Origin of the sequence: Paenibacillus sp. MER TA 81-3 (assembly GCF_023713585.1) — a bacterium.
Classification (GTDB): domain Bacteria; phylum Bacillota; class Bacilli; order Paenibacillales; family Paenibacillaceae; genus Paenibacillus_B; species Paenibacillus_B profundus.
Genome location: NZ_JAMAWB010000013.1, coordinates 18277 through 37557 on the forward strand (window position 1 = coordinate 18277; position 19281 = coordinate 37557).

General features: G+C 42.5%; 14 protein-coding genes and 3 pseudogenes. 6 read left to right on the plus strand and 11 right to left on the minus strand.

Features of this window, described 5'->3' with window-relative positions; all coding sequences use genetic code 11:
* Window positions 1-479: 479 nt before the first annotated feature.
* Entirely contained in the window at window positions 480-1064 is a 585-nt protein-coding gene (locus M3650_RS18925) for a LysE family transporter (protein WP_019419527.1), read from the minus strand.
* Window positions 1065-1175: 111 nt separating this feature from the next.
* Here M3650_RS18925 and M3650_RS18930 point away from each other — a divergent pair, with 111 nt between their 5' ends.
* Window positions 1176-1733 carry a helix-turn-helix domain-containing protein gene (locus tag M3650_RS18930; RefSeq protein ID WP_251576932.1) on the plus strand — a complete coding sequence of 186 codons (558 nt, stop codon included), beginning with the start codon at window positions 1176-1178 and terminating at the stop codon, window positions 1731-1733.
* Between the two features lie 426 nt (window positions 1734-2159).
* Window positions 2160-2546: a hypothetical protein gene (locus M3650_RS18935; protein WP_019419529.1), complete on the plus strand. Its 387-nt coding sequence runs from the start codon at window positions 2160-2162 to the stop codon at window positions 2544-2546.
* A gap of 205 nt (window positions 2547-2751) precedes the next feature.
* Here M3650_RS18935 and M3650_RS18940 read toward each other — a convergent pair whose 3' ends face one another.
* The 6 genes and pseudogenes from M3650_RS18940 to M3650_RS18965 form a co-directional block, all read right to left on the minus strand.
* Window positions 2752-2931, minus strand: a complete 180-nt coding sequence (locus tag M3650_RS18940) for a DUF4177 domain-containing protein (protein ID WP_019419530.1) — start codon at window positions 2929-2931, stop codon at window positions 2752-2754.
* A 206-nt stretch (window positions 2932-3137) separates the two neighbouring features.
* Entirely contained in the window at window positions 3138-3956 is an 819-nt protein-coding gene (nadE, locus tag M3650_RS18945) for an ammonia-dependent NAD(+) synthetase (protein ID WP_251576933.1), read from the minus strand.
* 18 nt (window positions 3957-3974) lie between these two features.
* The gene (nadD, locus tag M3650_RS18950) at window positions 3975-4589 is read right to left on the minus strand and encodes a nicotinate (nicotinamide) nucleotide adenylyltransferase (RefSeq protein WP_251576934.1); all 615 of its coding nucleotides are present in this window, start codon (window positions 4587-4589) and stop codon (window positions 3975-3977) included.
* Between the two features lie 16 nt (window positions 4590-4605).
* A pseudogene (locus M3650_RS18955) lies at window positions 4606-5867 on the minus strand (nicotinate phosphoribosyltransferase).
* On the minus strand, window positions 5860-6438 hold the full coding sequence (locus tag M3650_RS18960; RefSeq protein ID WP_251576935.1) for a cysteine hydrolase family protein: 579 nt from the start codon (window positions 6436-6438) through the stop codon (window positions 5860-5862). Before M3650_RS18960 ends, M3650_RS18955 begins: the two are co-directional and overlap by 8 nt.
* 159 nt (window positions 6439-6597) lie before the next feature.
* Window positions 6598-7374: an NUDIX hydrolase gene (locus tag M3650_RS18965; RefSeq protein WP_251576936.1), complete on the minus strand. Its 777-nt coding sequence runs from the start codon at window positions 7372-7374 to the stop codon at window positions 6598-6600.
* Window positions 7375-8138: 764 nt separating this feature from the next.
* Between M3650_RS18965 and M3650_RS18970 the strand changes: the two are divergent.
* Window positions 8139-9857: pseudogene (locus M3650_RS18970) on the plus strand (M56 family metallopeptidase); the annotation flags it as partial.
* A gap of 55 nt (window positions 9858-9912) precedes the next feature.
* Here M3650_RS18970 and ppsA read toward each other — a convergent pair.
* The 4 genes from ppsA to M3650_RS18990 form a co-directional block, all read right to left on the minus strand.
* On the minus strand, window positions 9913-12501 hold the full coding sequence (gene ppsA / locus M3650_RS18975) for a phosphoenolpyruvate synthase (RefSeq protein ID WP_251576938.1): 2589 nt from the start codon (window positions 12499-12501) through the stop codon (window positions 9913-9915).
* Between the two features lie 12 nt (window positions 12502-12513).
* Window positions 12514-13560 (minus strand): Cfr family 23S rRNA (adenine(2503)-C(8))-methyltransferase, encoded by a 1047-nt coding sequence (locus tag M3650_RS18980; protein WP_251576939.1) that lies wholly within the window; start codon window positions 13558-13560, stop codon window positions 12514-12516.
* 256 nt (window positions 13561-13816) lie between these two features.
* The gene (locus M3650_RS18985) at window positions 13817-15301 is read right to left on the minus strand and encodes an Lsa family ABC-F type ribosomal protection protein (protein WP_251576940.1); all 1485 of its coding nucleotides are present in this window, start codon (window positions 15299-15301) and stop codon (window positions 13817-13819) included.
* Between the two features lie 391 nt (window positions 15302-15692).
* Entirely contained in the window at window positions 15693-16766 is a 1074-nt protein-coding gene (locus M3650_RS18990; RefSeq protein ID WP_311295108.1) for a phosphotransferase enzyme family protein, read from the minus strand.
* Between the two features lie 287 nt (window positions 16767-17053).
* Here M3650_RS18990 and M3650_RS18995 point away from each other — a divergent pair, with 287 nt between their 5' ends.
* The 3 genes and pseudogenes from M3650_RS18995 to M3650_RS33175 all read left to right on the plus strand — a co-directional run.
* Entirely contained in the window at window positions 17054-17335 is a 282-nt protein-coding gene (locus tag M3650_RS18995; protein ID WP_251576942.1) for a hypothetical protein, read from the plus strand.
* 409 nt (window positions 17336-17744) lie between these two features.
* Entirely contained in the window at window positions 17745-18155 is a 411-nt protein-coding gene (locus M3650_RS19000) for a hypothetical protein (RefSeq protein WP_251576943.1), read from the plus strand.
* A 650-nt stretch (window positions 18156-18805) separates the two neighbouring features.
* Window positions 18806-19135, plus strand: a pseudogene (locus M3650_RS33175) (IS3 family transposase); the annotation flags it as partial.
* Window positions 19136-19281 lie beyond the last annotated feature (146 nt).

Below are 19281 nucleotides of genomic sequence, written 5' to 3' on the forward strand. Positions count from 1 at the left end.
AAGTTTCGCAATGGCTTCTTTGTTTCCCTAATATTTTGCTGTTCTCCGCTTGATAACAAAAGATGTACCCGCTTCTTGGCCTTTGTAAGGTATACGGCGGCATATTATTCAAGGTCAGTCCGCCGTTACATGCAGGTAGCGTAAAGTTCACATCATGGATTGAATACAATCTAAGTTACGATTACGGGGAATGCATAATACAGGGACAGAAAAACAATGATAACTGTGATTGAATACCATTTATGAAAAGGAGAGCGTTTACCATGCATTCAGATTTCGAAAACTCATTTACACGAATTCACCTGTTGTATCATGCGAATCAACATGCAATTACACCTGAGGAGATCCAACCTGAAATGATGAACTTCGAAGTGTTCAGCAGCATCTGGAGACATTATATCAAGAAGTCGCAAAGAATAAATGATAGGCAGCTTCTTCTATACACCAAATTCAATCTTCAATTCGGTTTGTAAAAATCACTAAGGATAGATGATCGATATTGCACAATAAACAAGCAGCAAGGCCATGATGATATTAAACGGCTTCCTGTGCTTTGATATAAAGGATTGAAAAAGGGAACCAAACAAGCTCCAGCTAAAGGTGCTCAGGAAACCAACAAAGCCTAAAGCCACGGCGAACATGAAATAGCTAAAATAAGTGCTGTAATAAGGAAGGATATACGTTGCCACTACTGCAATACTATACAAAATGCCTTTGGGATTAATAAATTGCATTAAGGCCCCAATCCAAAACAGGTTCTTGTGTACTGCCGCCTGATCGCGGCTCTGGCTATTACTAGTTAATATTTTGTAAGCTAAGTAGAGCATATAGGCTGCGCCGAATATCATTAGCGGTGTTTCAATAACAGGCAGAAGATTGGTGAGCAGCAGATTAAATACGGTACACAATAATGTAATAACGAAAAATCCTCCGCCTACCCCGGCACAAAAAATCAAAGAGCGTTTCAATGCTATTTGGTTAGCAAACGCCATCGCCATGATATTGTTCGGGCCAGGAGTAAAGCTGCTAACGACGACAAACAATAAGAATGATAGAAACGGCATTTTAGAACCTCCTCTAGGGTATGTTATAATGTTCAAAACGTACATTATAGTGAATATTCTATATATTGTACATAATGATCGTTATAACGTAAATAGCGTGAGGTGAACGGAATGGAAGACATTCAGTATATTCTTGCTAAAAATTTGAAGGCGACTCGCGAGAAAGAAAAGCTAAGCTTGGAAAAGGTAGCAGAGTTGAGTGGTGTAAGCAAAACGATGATCAGTCAAATTGAGAGAGGTGAATCTAGCCCTACCATAACTACCATTTGGAAGATTGCCAATGGGCTAAAGATTTCTTTCTCTTCGTTGATTAACGAACCTGATCAAGAAGCAAAAGTGGTGCTGCGTAATGAAATGAAAGTTCTAACGGAAGATAGCGGAAAATATCGAGTCTACCCCTCATTTCTCTATCAGGAGGATAGACGCTTTGAAATATACAGTGTAGAAATTGAAGCACATGGGGAACTGAGCTCAGATTCCCATAAAGATGGTACAGAGGAGTATATCACCGTGTTTGAAGGACAATTGATCATTCAAGTAAATGATCATGAACATCACCTAAATAGCGGAGACTCTATTCGTTTCAAAGCCGATCGGCCCCACCTGTATTCCAATCCTGGCGATACGTTGACCCGCTTAAGCATGACTATTTATTATCCTATGAAATAGGATGAAAAAAGAAAGCAGATCAGGCTTCATGCCATCTGCTTTCTTGTAAATAATATTTATCGAGATTCCGATCTCTACGAATGATTTCAGCAGTATTCATAAGGGTTTATAGCTTGCATGTAGACAAGTATTTATAGAGGCAAGATATGATATGAATGCTGAATAATACGGTATCTTATCTGCTTCGAGAATGACCCTTGTTTATCAGCATACCAACTCGCTGCCTACTTGTTTGCCTCTATACGGCCGCAGTGTCGGATTGTCGCGATTATCCACGCCTTAAGCACCATGAAAATATTTAAAAAATAGGAAAATAGTAATATTTATCTTCTATTTCTATTAATGGTAATATAAAGGCACTTGGAAGATAATTACACTCAACGGACTTAAGGTATTGAAAAAATTGAAAAGGAAGTGTGCCAAACAATGAAAAAAATGTTTGCAACCGTGCTTACAACCGCTCTCTTACTTACTTCCGCTGTTCCAGCTTTTGCCCAAGAGAGCACTCAAGCTTCTGCACCAACAGCCGCAAGTGTTGTCAATTCTGAGTCGATTTCTGCACAGTCTTATTTCTTCGCTAATATTTCTTGGAGAAATGTTTCTGGCGCATCTCACTATGAGTTTTTCGTGTATAAAAACGGAAATCTGCATGAGTGGGGAAGTCAGAGTTCCACAAACAGAGATGTCGGGATGGAGACGGGCAGCGCCTATAGAGTAGAAATTAGAGCGGTTGGTCCAAACGGCAATCAGCTTGCTTGGGGCGCAACGAATACCTTTTTGGCAGGTCCCACTTCCATTTACGTATCTCTGTAATCTAATGTAGTCTGTCGGAAAGACAAGCTGGTCGGAAGATCCATGTAAGAATCTCAAAGGATTATATGGATCAAAAACCTTAGCTGTATATTTATAGGAAATAATGATACCTCAAACATAACTCAAATAGGCTACTATTGGCAGCTTATTTGAGTTATTACAGATTTTTATAGAATTCACGACGTTCTATTTTCATCGTAGCTACTTATTCTTTTTTTTCAAAGATGATTTCAAAACATGGAGTAAACGCTCCATGATATGGTGGAATCACTTGAACTAAGCGCCAGCCTTCCTTAGCATGCTCGTGGATGATCTCTTGCACCTTAGTTTCTGCGTTCTTTTGCGATATCCCAATCTTAACTTTCTCAAAATGATACGTATACATGTATGTATCCTCCTCGTGAGTCTACTACTTTATATACTCAGTCTAACACTTTATTTTTCAGTCTAGTACTTTCATTTTTTACATCACTGCCGAAAAACCGCGGTGTACGCGGCTCCTACTATCATGATGTTCTAGTCAATCGGCCATCTCTATCAACAAGCCCATTTCGAAAAAGGTTCGTAACTAACGAGAATCCAGTCCATTCCTTACTTCCACCATTGGTCGAATGGTGTTACAGGCAGTTCCCGTTTGTGTTGTGTCACCGCGTAGCGGTTTTCAATAATCACCTTCGCTTCTGGAGCAACTTCGTTGCCGACAAGATATTCATCAAGCACGGCATATTCCAAACCAAGCTCAGCTTCATCAGCTTGTTGCGGCTTGTTGTCGAGAAGATCTGCTGTTGGCGTCTTCAGATATAGACGTTCTTGTGCATGCAGCTCTATTAAGAGTTCACACCCTTGACCTTTCGTCAGTCCAGCTAGCGGGAGAATATCGGCTCCGCCATCACCAAACTTGGTGTAGAAGCCAGTGATTGCTTCTGCGGCATGATCGGTTCCAACAACAAGGCACTGATGCTCGCCTGCCACAGCATACTGTGCAATCATACGCATTCTTGCCTTCACGTTCCCTTTGTGGTAATCCGTAAGAGCTTTTCCGTCAGCACCCTCATAAGCTTCTGCAAAAACATGTACAGGAGCCTCAATATTGAACGTAAGCGTATTGTCAGGGTTAATGAATTGCAAAGCAAGCTGGGCATCGTCCTCATCTTGTTGTGTCCCGTAAGGCAGACGGATCGCAATAAACTTGGCTTCATAGCCTTCTGTACGAAGCTCTTCAACCGCCAATTGGGATAATCGTCCTGCAAGTGTCGAATCCTGCCCCCCACTGATTCCCAAGACAAATCCTTTCGCTCGAGTTTTGCGGCAATATTCTTTAAGGAAATTCACCCGAATACGAAGTTCTTCCGCAGGTACAATCGTGCGTTTTACATGCAGTGCGTTGATGATTTCGGTTTGCTTATTCATATCCCGCATCCCCTTTCATTACTTGTATAGGTGATTGATTTGAATGTAGTCGTAAACCTGATCAGAAACCAAGTAGCGTGGCTCTCCGCCCATTTTGAATTCGTCTCTGATATAACTAGAGCTAATCTCCATTGCCAGCCCCTTGTCGATCAAATGAAACGTATGACCATCATCTGCATTCCGTAGAATTGGAGATTTGCTGATGGCAGACAGCATATTGATGCCGTCTCTTGCCATGACAATGAACTTATTTTCACGAATTAACTCTTCTGCACGTTTCCATTTCCCTTCCCCGATATCTACGAGCAGATCAGCACCCATGATGAAATACACTTCGTCATTCGGATATTTCGCTCGAAAATGCTTCATTGTTTGGTACGTGGCGATTTCCCAACCAGGTTGATTCATTTCAAAATCGTCAACTTCAAACTTGTCGTTGCCCTCAATCGCAATCCGAACCATGTTGATGCGATGTTCATCCGAAACATGCAACTGTTTATCTTGCCGCTTACTGGAACAAGGCAAGAAAATCACCTTGTCCAGCTTGCAACGATGTGCTACGGTGCTTGCTGTCCAAAGATGGACATTCGTGATCGGATCAAAGGATGATCCGTAAATCCCGATTTTCGCCATCGTATACAACCTCCTTCTAAGCTTCGAGAGCTGCTTGCACTTTATTTCGAACTTCTTCAATCAATTGCATCTTGTTATTCCAGCATGCTTGACTGAGGTTAACAGGGTATTCGGCTGGATTGAGGGTGCGTTTATATTCATCCCACAATACATCGAGATTTTCTGTTACAAACTCCCTAATTTCTTTAAGCGTAGGTAAATCGTATACCAAGTTCCCATTTTCAAAGATGGTATGATGAAGTTCTCTCGCTTCAAATCCCGTTATAAATTTTGCGATATACGTGTGAACGGGATGAAACATGTGTAACCGTTGTTCAACCTGCGGTTCTTCATGTTCCAGTGCAATGTAGTCGCCCTCCGATTTCCCATTCGCCTTGTTGACGATGCGGAATACACGTTTGCGTCCAGGGGTCGTAATCTTTTCAGGATTCGAGCTGATTTTGATCGTATCGACCATATCGCCGTTTTCGTCTTCAATTGAGATCAGCTTGTATACAGCACCCAAAGCAGGTTGATCATACGCTGTAATCAGCTTGGTGCCAATGCCCCACACGTCAATTTTAGCTCCCTGTGTTTTCAGGTTCATGATGGTTTGTTCATCGAGATCGTTGGATGCATAGATTTTGGCATTCGGGAAGCCTGCTTCATCAAGCATTTTACGAGCTTCTTTCGATAAGTACGCTAAGTCTCCGCTATCAAGTCGGATACCCTTAAAGTTGATACGATCACCGAACTCTTTCGCCACTTTGATTGCCGTTGGGACACCAGATCTCAGTGTGTCATAGGTATCAACAAGGAATACGCAGTCTTTGTACGTTTCAGCATAGGCTTTAAATGCCTTGTATTCATCACGATAGGCTTGAACCATTGCATGGGCGTGTGTGCCTGAGACTGGGATGCCAAATAACTTCCCTGCCCTTACATTCGACGTTGCTTCGAACCCTGCAAGGTATGCAGCTCTCGTACCCCAAATCGCGGCATCCATTTCTTGTGCTCTCCGAGTTCCGAACTCCATGCAATTATCCTCAACCGCAACTTGCTTAATACGAGATGCCTTTGTAGCAATAAGGGTTTGATAATTAACGATATTAAGTATCGCAGTTTCAATTAGCTGTGCTTCGGCCTTGGAAGCTTGCGGAAGTACACTTCAAAAACTGCCTTTCGGTTATGCATGCCATTTTGCCAGTAGACTTGCGCCATATTAATTTGATATTTATCGGTATGCAGCGCGAAACTGTCATCACAATGATTGAATACCGGAAGCTCAATCTTATTCATCTTCGTTTTCCTCCTTTTTGACTACTGCAGCTCCAAGCGAACCTTTGAAATGTCTTAGTGCCCATACATGACCTTCGGCATCAAAGCTTGCAACGGCATCCTCGTGAACGACAAGTTCGAAGCCTTTATTGTAAGCATCTACTGCGGTGTGGAGTATGCAAATGTCCGTACAAACGCCTACATGATGAAGTTCATTTATTCCTCTTGCTCGAAGTTGAAGTTCTAAGTCCGTTCCTGCAAATGCACTGTATCTTGTTTTGTCCATCCAATAGACATTATTTGCGTCTTTATTTGCTTGATACAGATCCTCCAATTGGCCGAAAAGCTTCCGACCATCTGTTCCCTCAATGTTGTGCGGCGGGAACAGCTTCGTTTCCGGATGGAATGCATCATTCTCCTTATGAATGTCGATTGCGAATACAACGAAATCCCCGCTTTGAATAAACTCTTTCGTAATTTCAGTAATTCGTCCGTCAATCGCTTGTCCTGGTGCTCCACAAGTCAATGCCCCATCCGCAGCAACGAAGTCCTTTGTATAATCAATATTAATAAGCGCTTTTTTCTTTTTCATTTGGCACTCCTCCTTTAATTTAACTATTGCATAATTGTTAATTGTTAATTGTAAAAAGAGTAGTGACAATAAAGTTAGAATAGCACTTCAACCATCTCACATCGACTTCGGAGTGCTATTTACTTTAGTCACCATCTTATTTTAAGCATCTATCATCAATCACATTCTGGTATGGTAAATGGATTTGTTTAGTTCCATATCGATGAATCGGTACAACTGTGTCGGTCGTTTAGATGTTCGGGTTGTCTTCTTCCCTACAACCTCTTGGATAAATGGCAAAGATTTGACCTTTCTTGCAAATGCCGATTCCAATGCAATTGCGGAATCATCAGTGACCGTAAGGAGAACGGCTTGCAGCTCCGAGTAAGTGAATTCTTCAGGTAGGAACTCCTTTGCGACAGTCGTTTCGAGAAGTTTCTGGCGAATCACATGAATCGCATCTGCAATGATTTGTGCATGATCAAAAGCAAGCTCAAGATTCATGACCTCTTTTACCGAGAACAGTTGAACATCTGCGGCATCATCGTTTGCCTGTCTTTGGGACAACTTGTGTTCTGGAACAATCGCAAAGTGTGCATTTGTAATCATCCAGCCCCGCGGATCACGTCCTGGTCTATCATATACACCGTAATGTTCAAGATGAATGTTCTCTACACCTGTTTCTTCTTGTAGCTCACGTTTTGCACTTTCATATGCAGTCTCATTTGGATTTACGAAGCCACCAGGCAATGCCCACTTCCCTGCTTCGATATTTGGCGTTCCTTCGCTGTTAAGCTTACTCCGCTGAATGAGCATAATCTTGAGATCCATCTCGGGCGGTTTGAATTCTTTGATTGTAACAGGCAATATCGTAAATACAGCAATATCTGATGTATAGCCATCTGGCGTTCGATATTTTTTTACATCATATTGTGCTAAGGCATCTTTGTTTGACATTTATAAGCACAACCCTTTCTCTCTTTTAACAATTACCAATGTGTTAATTGTATATTAAGGGTAACTCAACCTTTTGTCAACCTATATCTTCACTCTGTGAGAGGAATGACTGCCTCATTCGAATTGTCAAATATAAGGCAGTATTTGATGTTCACTCCCTCGGGACAATATGCATGAAAAGCGAGTTAACCATGTCCATGAGGACTACATACAATATAGTATTATAAAATTTTGAGGGGGGAATCAAATATGGAGGCTTGCTTAGAAGATCGCATCCCTGGCGTCCACTGTCCACTGTCATCATATTGCCGCTGCTCTTGATTCGGAAGCTATTGTATAACCGTCTAGGCCCCCGAATTTTTCATGCTGTGGATTCTTGTGTTGATCAAGCTGCTTGTTCCGATAGCTCCACAAAGTCCTGTCAGCTCTTTTTAATTTCGTACCGCACGACATAAATTGGCCTAAATAGTCTGCAGAGCAGCCTATATCTTCAGAAAACAAAATGGAACCGTCGCTGACAATAAAGAATAGCGAAACAACAACAAATGTAAATCCTGCGCCTATACTAATGCAGACGGAAGGGCCAAGTTCAATCGTGAATCCGCCCCTTCAAACTTATACATATAAAGAACAGGATAACCGCCAAAAGATGCTCACGATCGGTTCGATTGTATGGATTGTAGGAATTCTATCCTTGAGTACGTATTATCTGTTTGTTGTCCTAAGATTCAAAAAAAAGAGTTGGAGTTTCATGCAAATTAGAGAATTACGAGGTGCTCTCTATTCTGGAGGCGTGCAAGAAGAAACTGGGCATCACGAAAACGATTCCTATCTATGAGACCACTCGCCTCCACAGCCCATGCATCTATGGATTGACGAAGCCGAGAATTTATTTGCCGGCGGATATCGTAACGATTGCCGATTCCCGTCAGCTTATGCACATTATTTTGCACGAACTGACCCATTATAAACGAACTGACTTATGGTTCAATTTCTTGTGGACACTGACTGCTGTGCTCCACTGGTTCAATCCATTTGTATGGCTTTCCTTGAAAAAAATAAAAGCCGACCGGGAAGTCGCATGCGACGCGGGTGTACTTGAGATGCTGGATGAGCATGAATCCTCATCGTACGGAATGACACTCCTTATGCTGTCACGGTTATTTACCCGAACCTCTTCCCCTCAGGTCAATCTTTCGAATTTCTTTGAAAACAATAGGGAAATGAAACGGAGAATTACGATGATATCTAAATTTAGAAAAGGTACGTATAAACTGTCCGCTGCCACTATTATTTTGCTTCTCGGTTTAGGCGCCGTTATGCTCACGAATTCTTCGGAGCACGCGAATAGCGCAGAATCAGGTTCTAAACAGGAGAGCACACCTTCCACATTTAAGCTTAATAGCCAGGGTGATGGGTTTAAATGGTTCAGCAATTTGGAAAGAGCAAATGATTTTGTCGGTTTCTCATATAAAGTCCCTGATTATCTACCCGAGGGGTATCAATTGAGTAGTATCAATCTAAGCGAAAAATATGTAAATCAGAAGGATAATGAGGTCACCATAAACTTTAGTTCAAATTACGGCAAAGTTAATGATACACAATTCGAAGTGATCGCCTCTACGGGAAATATAATGAATGGGACACTCTCTCAATTATTGGAGGGAGGGAAAACGACAAAAGTCCCGGGACCATCATGGGGTAAAGCTCTACCCCAAACCTATATACAAGAAGAAGTTACATATGCCGATATCAGCGGTATTCTAGTAACGACCGTACAAAAATACGAACATCATGAGCCGGAAATCGAAAAAACCTTCTTTTGGCGTGATGAAGGAATATACTATGCCATTCAATTCTATAGCGAAGATCATACCGTGAAAGAAGGCATTTCTCGGAATCGGAGAACGATTTCGCAAGACGAACTGGAGAAAATCTTGAAATCTTTTACATACCCGCAACATATTCAACATGTCAGTTACGACGGAGAGGGAAATTCGTTCCCGATCTATGATGAGAAGGATTTGCAGGTGGCGGAAAAACTTCTGGGCTTTAAAGTGAAATTCCCGCTTACTCTCTTGAATAACAAACTGAAGCTTACAAGCTCGTTCATGTTCCAGGCAGGAGATCAAAACACCGGCTACTCCTTCAGACCTACCGTGGATACAGTATGGAATTTTTACCGTGCAGACGATTCCCAAGAAAGTTATCTCGCGGTTTATCAAAGCAAGTTACCATTAATGAATGATTCACAGTTGTCTTTTGTTAGGGAACTGGACATGGACGGCATTGGTATTTCCGCCTACAAGGACGACAATAATGTCTATGGTGGCCCTTACTACAACAACGGGAATATAATCTCCAGAACCTATTACTTATGGAAGCAGCATGACATTTATTATACTGCCTACTTAGACGATAATGAATTAACGAAAGAACGCCAGGAAGAACTGCTCAAAGCTTTCATACTCGCGCCTCGATGAGGCTGGGAGATAAAGTACACCCCCAAAAATCAATGGGGGGTGTTTTATTCAGCCATTACAATATTTCGATATAACCTTCTGTTCCATGCACGCGAATTCGTTGTCCATCTTTGATCCGGGTGGTGGCACTCTCCACTCCGACAACTGCAGGCAGGCCATATTCACGTGCGATAACTGCTCCGTGGGTCATCAGTCCGCCAACTTCGGTGACAAGGCCTTTTATAGATACAAACAATGGTGTCCAGCTCGGATTCGTAAAGGCGGTGACTAATATATCTCCATCTTCTAGATCAGCATCTTCCATGTTCAAGATGACACGTGCGCGTCCCTCTATAACTCCGGAAGACACGGGCAGACCTACTAATGCTTCAGACGGGAGATTTTCTCGTTTGTACTCCCCTGCAATGATTTCACCATCAGACGTGATAACACGTGGTGGGGTTAGTTTCTCATAATAGTTGTACTCGTCTTTTCGTTTGCTGATAATCTGGGAATCTAGTTTATTAGTGCGTACAATCTCGTGAAGTTCCTCCAAAGTAAGATAAAAGATATCTTCTTTTTCATGAATGATGCCCGCTTGTACGAGTTGTTCGGCTTCTTTCAGTAATGCCTGTTTATAAATGAAGTAGCGATGAACCATGCCGTATTTCGGATATTCTCGATATCCGCTGTAATTCCGGATGAAGTCGATCGCTTGTTTAGTTTCTTTCGCTTTTTGTTCACCATCAGGCAATTGCTTTAGTCGTTCTAACAACTCTTGTTCTTTTTTCAAAGCTTCTTGCTGCCCTTGCTCAAATTTCCGCTGGCTAGCATTAGGCTCAAAGTTTTTGATGTTACCAAGGATTAACGGGACAAGTGTAATTGGTTTTTCGCTCCAGCGCGTTCTCGTCATATCGATTTCTCCGGCACATCGCATTCCGTATTTGTCAAGATAAGCATCGATCGCGTCTCGGGTTTCCTGCCCGCCATCCAACGTAAGCAGTTCATCCAAAAAGTGTTCATCTGTGACATATTGCAAATACTCAATGATCTCCGGATAAGGACGGATCACATCTGCGACATCCAATAGCGCCAGTCCCATTTCCGAAGTAATATTGCCCGGTACAGATTGAGAAAGTGTATCTGCTGCGTGTTTTTCACCTAACCACTCGTTCATGGTTTCATTGATCCATGTGGCAGCATCCATTACAGCCAGAATCACACTTAAACTTTGCGGATCAAATACAAACTGCTTTAATTGCTGGAGATCTTCAAGAATAAAATCAAACAAATCCGATCCTGATTTCGTTTGGATATTTTGTTTCAACTCTTCGATCGATGCTTGATTACGCTTAATCAAATCAGGAACGATTGACGGATTGTTTTCAAGTTCACGCATCGTATCAGCATAGCTCTTGATCGGACTTGGTGCTGTGTTATCATCTGGTAACGTTTTTATAAAATCTCGCTCCATTATGGTCATCAATGCGTCTTTGATAAGCGGATCGTTTCGTCCCAGGTAATGTAATGTATTGTCTCTGCTAGCCAGCATTGGTGTCACATCAACAAACAACCTACCACCGGCTTTACGCATGGGTGCTGGATTTGTAAACTGGAAAAAAGACAATCCCAGCGGTTTCATGGGATCGGTCATCATTTGTTGGTGACCGACAGATACATAAACGCGATTTTCCTGATCATTCGCTTCAGGAATCGGGTATAACGTCGTGATTGGCCGACTCTGGACAATATAAAAGGTATCATTAACCAGACACCATTCGATATCTTGCGGGCAACCAAAATAGGCTTCGATATGCCTTCCGATGCGTGCTAGTTGTAAAATTTGTTGCTCAGTAAGGGTTTGAGTCTTTTGCTGCTCAGGATCGACCTGTTGTATCTCTGTTCCCCCTTCTTGTCGTCCATAGACCGCCAATTTTTTGGCCGCGATCCTCTTATCGACGATCTCCCCTTCCTGTACTTTATAACAATCGGCAGATACGAGGCCAGAGACCAGTGCTTCTCCAAGTCCAAAACTGGCATCGATTGATATCACCTTTCGGTTAGAAGTAATCGGATCAGCGGTAAATAAAATCCCCGAAGTTTGTGGGAACACCATCCTTTGAACGATAACAGCTAAAAAAACTTGACTGTGGTCGAATCCATTTTGCATACGGTAAATTACTGCGCGATCCGTAAATAGGGAGGCCCAACATTTGCTGATATGCTGCAGGATGGCTTCTTTGCCGATAATATTTAAATAGGTGTCTTGTTGACCAGCAAAAGAGGCATATGGCAAATCTTCAGCAGTCGCACTAGAACGCACGGCATAAGCATGTTCCTCGCCAAACTGGGAGAGATATTGAGTTACTGCTTTCACAACATCTGTAGGAATTTCTACTTCCAAAATGATTTGTCGAATCTTCCTGCTGATTTCACCAATTTGATCTCGATCTTCTACGTTTAGCATAGTTAGTCGATTGAGCAAAGCATGGTACGTTTCGTTTTGCTCGATTACTTTTTGATATCCCACTGTTGTAACACAAAATCCTTCTGGTACTTGTATTCCTTCAATTTTTGATAACTCCCCTAAATTCAGCCCTTTTCCGCCAACGTACAATAGCTGTGTATTTTTCATTTCCCGAAAATCGAGAACCAAAGAACTCATTCCATATCTCTCCTAACCATTAATTTTAGAACCAGCTCGGTATAACTGACCACATGCCGCATTAATGTCCGATCCGAATTGAGTTCGAACCGTAACGTTCACACCATTTATTTTTAACGTCTGAACGAACGTTTTGATTATTTCGGGGTCAGGTGGCAAGTAGCTTTGAGGTGTCACTTCTGTCGAATTGTAGGGAATTAGGTTCACGTGGTAGAGATGTTCCCAAGATCCCCTTCCCCTTAACAGAGCGGCAACCGCTCTCGCATGCTCCGTCGAGTCGTTGAACCCTCGAAGAAGAATATACGCGATATACACCTTTCTCCCCGTATGTCGGATATGGTGATCCAATGCATTCAGCACGTCGCGGAGCGGAAACCGCTTATTGATCGGCATCAGTTCGCTCCGTTGATCGTCGAACGGCGAATGCATCGAGAAGGTGAGATTGACCTGTGGAAACTCCCGCGTCAACCTATCGATTCCTGGCAACAGGCCGATGGTGGAAATCGTAATTCTTCGATGTCCTAAACCGAAGAGATGCGGGTTGGTCAAAATCGCCAGCGCATCGAAAAGGTGCGGGTTGGCGAGCGCCTCCCCCATGCCCATGAAGGACACGCTGTCCAAGGCGTGGCCGTTCAAGTGGAAGTGAAGCAATTGGTCGGTAATTTCGTCAGCGGTCAGATTACGTTTCAGGCCCATGGTACCCGTGGCACAAAAGCGGCACCCGAACCCGCAGCCGCACTGCGTGGAAATACAATACGATTTCCAACCCCGATCATAAGTAAGTCGTACGGCCTCTATTCGTTCGCCACCCTCGATGGCAAACAGCACCTTGCTGACCTGCTGCGATGTAATTTCCTTTACTGGAATTACGCTTGAGACGTGCGAACCAAGCTTCTGGGCCAACGATTCTCGCAAAACTTTAGGAAGTATCGTGATCCGTTCGTATTCAGCAATTTTTTGATTGAAAATCGCGTCCATCAATTGCCCATACCGATACGCAGGCTGCTTGAAGTCGGACAAGATTTGTCTAATGGTTTCATATTTAGAGGTTGGTTTCATGTGTTCTCCTTACCGCCGGAGAAAATGCAAAGAAAAGCAACCGTCATCCGGTGCTTTCATGCGTCATTAGCCAACTACGCAGGAAAAACACGACGCGTTTGCGGACATCATCGCTACGTGCATCTGTCGATAGATTGGTAAACCTCCGGCAACAGATTTATCTTTTTGTGAACCGAGTCAGCCGGTTGGAACCGGTTCACATAATCATCTACAACCTCAACCTCAATGATCATCGTCTTCATCCTCCTAGAGTGTGTTAAACTTTCAGTTCCACAATTTTAGTTGCGATATGTTTGCAAAATTCGCTGTCGTGCTCCACGAAAAGGATCGTCGGCGAATGCTCCAGCAGCAGTTCTTCGATTTGCATCCTGGAAATGACGTCGATAAAATTAAGCGGTTCGTCCCAAACATGCAAATGAGCGCGTTCGCAGAGGCTTTTAGCGATCAGAACCTTCTTCTTCTGACCGCCGCTAAAAGAAGCGATGTCCTTTTCGAATTGCAAGCGCGAAAAATCGAGTTTTCTCAAAATCGCTTTGAATAAGCTTTCGTCAACCTCGCTGGATCTGGCGAATTCCGACAAATTGCCCCGCAACTGCGAGGTATCTTGTGAAACGTAGGAAATTTTCAACTGGCTCCCTTTTCGAAACACGCCAGAATAAGGAATCTCCTCGCCGTAAATCAGTTTGAGTAAACTGGATTTGCCGGAGCCGTTCGGACCGGAGAGCACGATGCGATCCCCTTGCTCGATAGTAAAGCTGATGTCGCGGCAAACGTTCTTCTCTCCATAATGAATCGAAATGCGGTCAAGCTCGACCAATTGGTGTTTATGATAAGTCATCTGCGCTATTTTCAGGCTTTCCGAGCTATCGACGTTTCTCAGAAGCTGGGATCTTTCCTCGATCGCGGAGTGCTGTCTTTGCTCGATCGATTTGGATCGCTTCATCATTTTGGCGGCCTTGTGTCCGATGTATCCTTTGTCGACCTTGGAGCCGGAGTTGCGGGTGCCGTTTTTCGTTTTTTCTACTTCGTGCGACCAGTTGCTCGTTCGCTTGGCCGCTTCGGACAGCCTCTTAATGTCCTTCCTCAGCTTCTCGTTCTCGGCCAGTTCGAAATTGTCCTGTCTTTGTTTGTTCTCCCACCAGTCTGAAAAGTTTCCGTTCTGGATTTCGATATTGGTCTTATTGATCGAAATAATGTGATCCACACAATTGTCGAGGAACGCCCGATCGTGTGACACCAACATAAAACCGCTCTTGCCGTTCAAATAATCACTCACCAGCTTCCGAGCATGCAGATCCAGATGATTGGTCGGCTCGTCGATAAGCAAAAAGCTGTTCTCCTTCAAAAACAGAACCGCCAGCATTACCTTCGTCTGTTCTCCGTTGGACAACGAGTCGAACGGTCGGTATAACACATCCTCTGATAACTTCAGCAGCGAAAACTCACGCATGAGCTGCCAGTGCTCGTAGTCCGGATAGATGTCGGCTACCACATCGAATGTATAGTTTTCCTTGTGTTCAACGTGGAACGGGAAATACTCGAAACTGACATTAGAGGAAATCGTTCCGCTGTATTCATACTTGCCGAGCAGCAGATTGAGAAACGTAGTCTTGCCCCGGCCGTTCCTCCCCGTAAAGCCCAATTTCCAGTTGGTATCGATCTGTAAACTTACATGCTCAAAGATGTTGTCGTAGCTGCCGTCATATGCAAACGTCAGGTTCGTTACCTTGATCAATGACATTCCAAAAACCTCCTTAATTCACAAATAAAAAAGAGCTGCAAGAAAGTTGACCTTTCTCACAGCTCAAAAAAATAAAGCAAATCCAACCCTAGGCAGAGTCAGATAAGGATCTATTTATTGAGTGAAAAGAATAAGGTAACTTTCTTGCCAATAAAGAATAAGACAGCACAAATAGAACTTGTTTTATTCTTTAATCGTAAGCAAGAAATTTTACATTACCCTCTTCACTCCTATCGTTAGTGTTAGCGCAATAGTAACATACCAGATATTTCATTGCAATATCCTGAAGTTGCGTCGGGTGCTTATTGAGCAAACTTGCCCGTTTGTTCAGCGAAAAAACAGCCGGCCCCAAAGAGCCGGCTGTTCGCCATTTGCAATCCACAATCAAAGCCTAAATATTCCGTCCCTCATACTCAAAGGGTTCTTCACAAGAGTAAATGTCATGGAAAAAGCCCTTATACGGGATATCTTCTTCCAAACATTTTATGAGATACGACAGTACCTCGTCACACTCCGGTTCCTCACCTGCGTTCTGCATCACCTCGAAGTAGTCGACGATATTTTCCATGGCACACACCTGAATAAATAAAGGCACCTGGTTCAACATCGAATCTTCGATCTTGGTCTCCGATCTGTATCCCTCGAGGACTATTTCAAAATAATCATCCATAAACTTTTTACGTTTAGCGGCATCTGGTTCAAATTGTACCCAGCCCACTCCGCTTATCCAGAGACTTGCCAGATCAAACATATACCAACCGAAACATGAATTATCGAAATCATATACGGTTATTTGCCCGGTATCAAAATCTATCGAATAATTCCCATCGTTATAATCAAAATGGATCATACCGAAAGTCTCGTGGCTTCTGTCCAATTCTTCTAAGGTATTAAGGAGCTCTACCAGCTTCTTCTTAACCAGAGAGAGGGAGTCGGGTATCAGTTTATTAATATATCCGGCATTGTATTTATCAAAAAAACTATACCGGCGTTGGACAGGATTATATCCTTTCGATATGTGGTGCAGTTTCCCCAGGACTTTACCGCAGTTATAAAAATATTCGGAAAGAGGAACTCCTTCCCGGTACCGATAACGATTTTCCACAAGCAATTTTCCCTTGGCCTTTTCGAATAGGCAGATATAAAAGGTATGATTATTATGCGTGATCTCTTCCAGCAGATTCCCCTTTTGGGAGCTGACTACATTCGAGACACTTCCGCCATGATCAAATAAATACCTGATATACTCCACTTCGGCCAGGAAATCTTCCCGCTTCCTGTCAGGTAAGAAGGCGATTCTAAGTATTTTAGCATCGGCTCCCTCTTTCTCACAGGTATATACGACATTCCGCCCTCCGTCATGTGCCGGAATAGGATGAAATTGATAGCCTTCTAATCCGAACAACTCCGTTATTTCTGGTAGTAAATGGGTATCCCAGATTGAAACAACATCGTTATGAGTCATGATATTTTCTTTAGTTTGCAATCTCTTAATGCACCTTCCTTCAAAAATTCATCATTAATCTACAACTGAACCTAATTGATAACCACCTTGTTTAGCATTGATAAGTCACTCCTTCCAACATTTTCTACTCTTTATTCTATCTAAAAATCCCATCCGAAGTCCAGATGGCAAATCTAATTGAAAACTGTCCTCATTTGAGGAAAACAAAAAAAGAGTGCATAATGCGGAGGCTGAAAAACAATCATAACTGTGATTAGAACCCATTTATGAAAAGGAGATCCTTCGCCATGCATTCAGATTTCGAAAACTCATTCACACGGATTCACCTGTTATATCACGCAAATCAAAATGCAATTACACCTGAGCAGATCCAACCCGAAATTAACAGCCACGGCTATCAATTTAGTCCAGAGCATGTTAAACAAGAGCTGGATCATTTGACAAGCGAAGGTTACCTAACTAGTGATGGTTCCCTATACGACATTACATTAAGTGGTAAAGATGAACTTCGAAGTGTCCAGCTATATTTGGAGACACTATATCAAGAAGTCGGGCATTCCGATGTGTGATTTGGGCAATTCTTAGTATAACTTTACGACCGACAAAAAAGCTTTTTATAACCACCCTTTCGGGCGATTATAAAAAGCTCTGCTTTGCAGCGTCTGTGCTCACTTAAAATTTTTCAGGAAACTGTTTGACAATGCCTTCTGTTAGGATGTCTACTAAATGAATCATAACACTTTGAATATAACAGCAATTTGTGTTGATTAGCTTGTAACTCTGGATAGATGACCAGTATATAATATTACATCTGTTAGCGGGAGGTTTATTAAAAATGCATAATGGATTGAGCAGATATCATCGTCAGAATTCTCATATCCATCCGTATTTAGATCGAATTTTAGCGAATTGGCCTGAGGAACAAAAAATACGGTTTATTTGTTAATCAATAAATATGGTTTACCAAATGATGCATGCATGACAAAAATTACGTGGTATAACAATGCTCCTTGGAAGCGAACGATTGTTCATCTTCGTACAGTGCCTCATAACACTCCGACTCCCCATCTTGATTATTTAGCACAAACCATTGATTATAGAGTCCCTGTTCAATCTTTTGGTTCCATAGCACAGTTTGATGGCAGCTTGTATCCAGATCGTACGGCTGGTGAAGCTACAGCTAAATGCGATCAAGAAGCGGCGAATTTTATGGCTTTAAACTTGATGAACGACATCGTTACTGGCAAGCAAACCGCAGAAGATGCACGTCGTGCTGCAGTTGAGATTGAAAAAGCTTTTCGATTGCATGGTCAATATTCACCTTACACCACAGGATTCCTATTTCCAAAACAATCGAATACAGCTGATCCCGATGTAACTGTTTTCTAAGTGATATATCTTGTCCAAATTGAAATCCGTCAGGCCCACACGCTTCTCCTCTGATAATTTTCATGATCTTCGATAGCAAGTTATTATCAAGCTTACCGCGGTAAAGGGTACGTAATTCGTGCTACTTACTGGCTCAAAATAAAAATAGCGGCAGTCTTGGACTGGAAAATAAAGTCCTTTACTGCCGCTGGTTTATTATTGAACAAGTGGTGATGCCATCAGCCACGTATCATTTTCATATTTAATGCTTATGGTCAATTTTTCAGACGGGTAGTCTAGTGTTATCTTATCTAACTCAATTTCCGCAACATTATCTTTTTGTTCCTTTAGTTTGGCGGTATCAATTAGAAATTTCTCTGCCCATCCATGCCCTCCATTTTGTGTGTCTACTCACGGTAGACAACGTAAAAAAGACATCTGGTAAGATGGACTTAAACGTTGGAGAACGGAGGGGATTTTTTATGGGGAAAACGGGTCGTACGAATAACAGTTATACCGAGGAATTAAAAATAGAGGCTGTACGGTTGGTAACTGAGGAGAACATGTCATACCGTGAGGAGGCTAAGCAACTCGGTATTCGGAATAAGACACAAGTAGTTGTATGGGTAAACCGACACAAGACAGGCCAGCCATTTAAACAAGAAACTATCCGTAAAGGTCGGCCAAAGTCGAAATTCACAAGTGTAGAAATCAGGTTGCAAGAGCAGTTACTAGAAGAACACATAATGGCCATTTACCGACTACATCCGTACTTTGGCTATCTGCGTATGACGGTTGCTTTGAAACTCGAAGGGATTCATGCCAACCATAAGCTTGTTTATCGGCTTATGAAGGAACTTGGTATTCGCTCTGTCATTCGGAAGAAACGTCGTTATTTTGGCAAGCAGGTACCTGTTGTTCATCCGAATCGACTTGAACGAAAGTTTCATGCAGAAACCCCTTTGCGTAAATTGGTAACCGACATTACCTATATTCGGGTAATATGTTTCCTTCTACAACCACGAACACTTTCAGAAGAAATTAAACGACCGTTCTCCGGTAGAATATCGGAAAACGGTCGCAGCATAAAGGTGTCTTTTTATTTTGCGTTTACTTGACAGGGTTATGACCAAATGCGCGGTTTTTA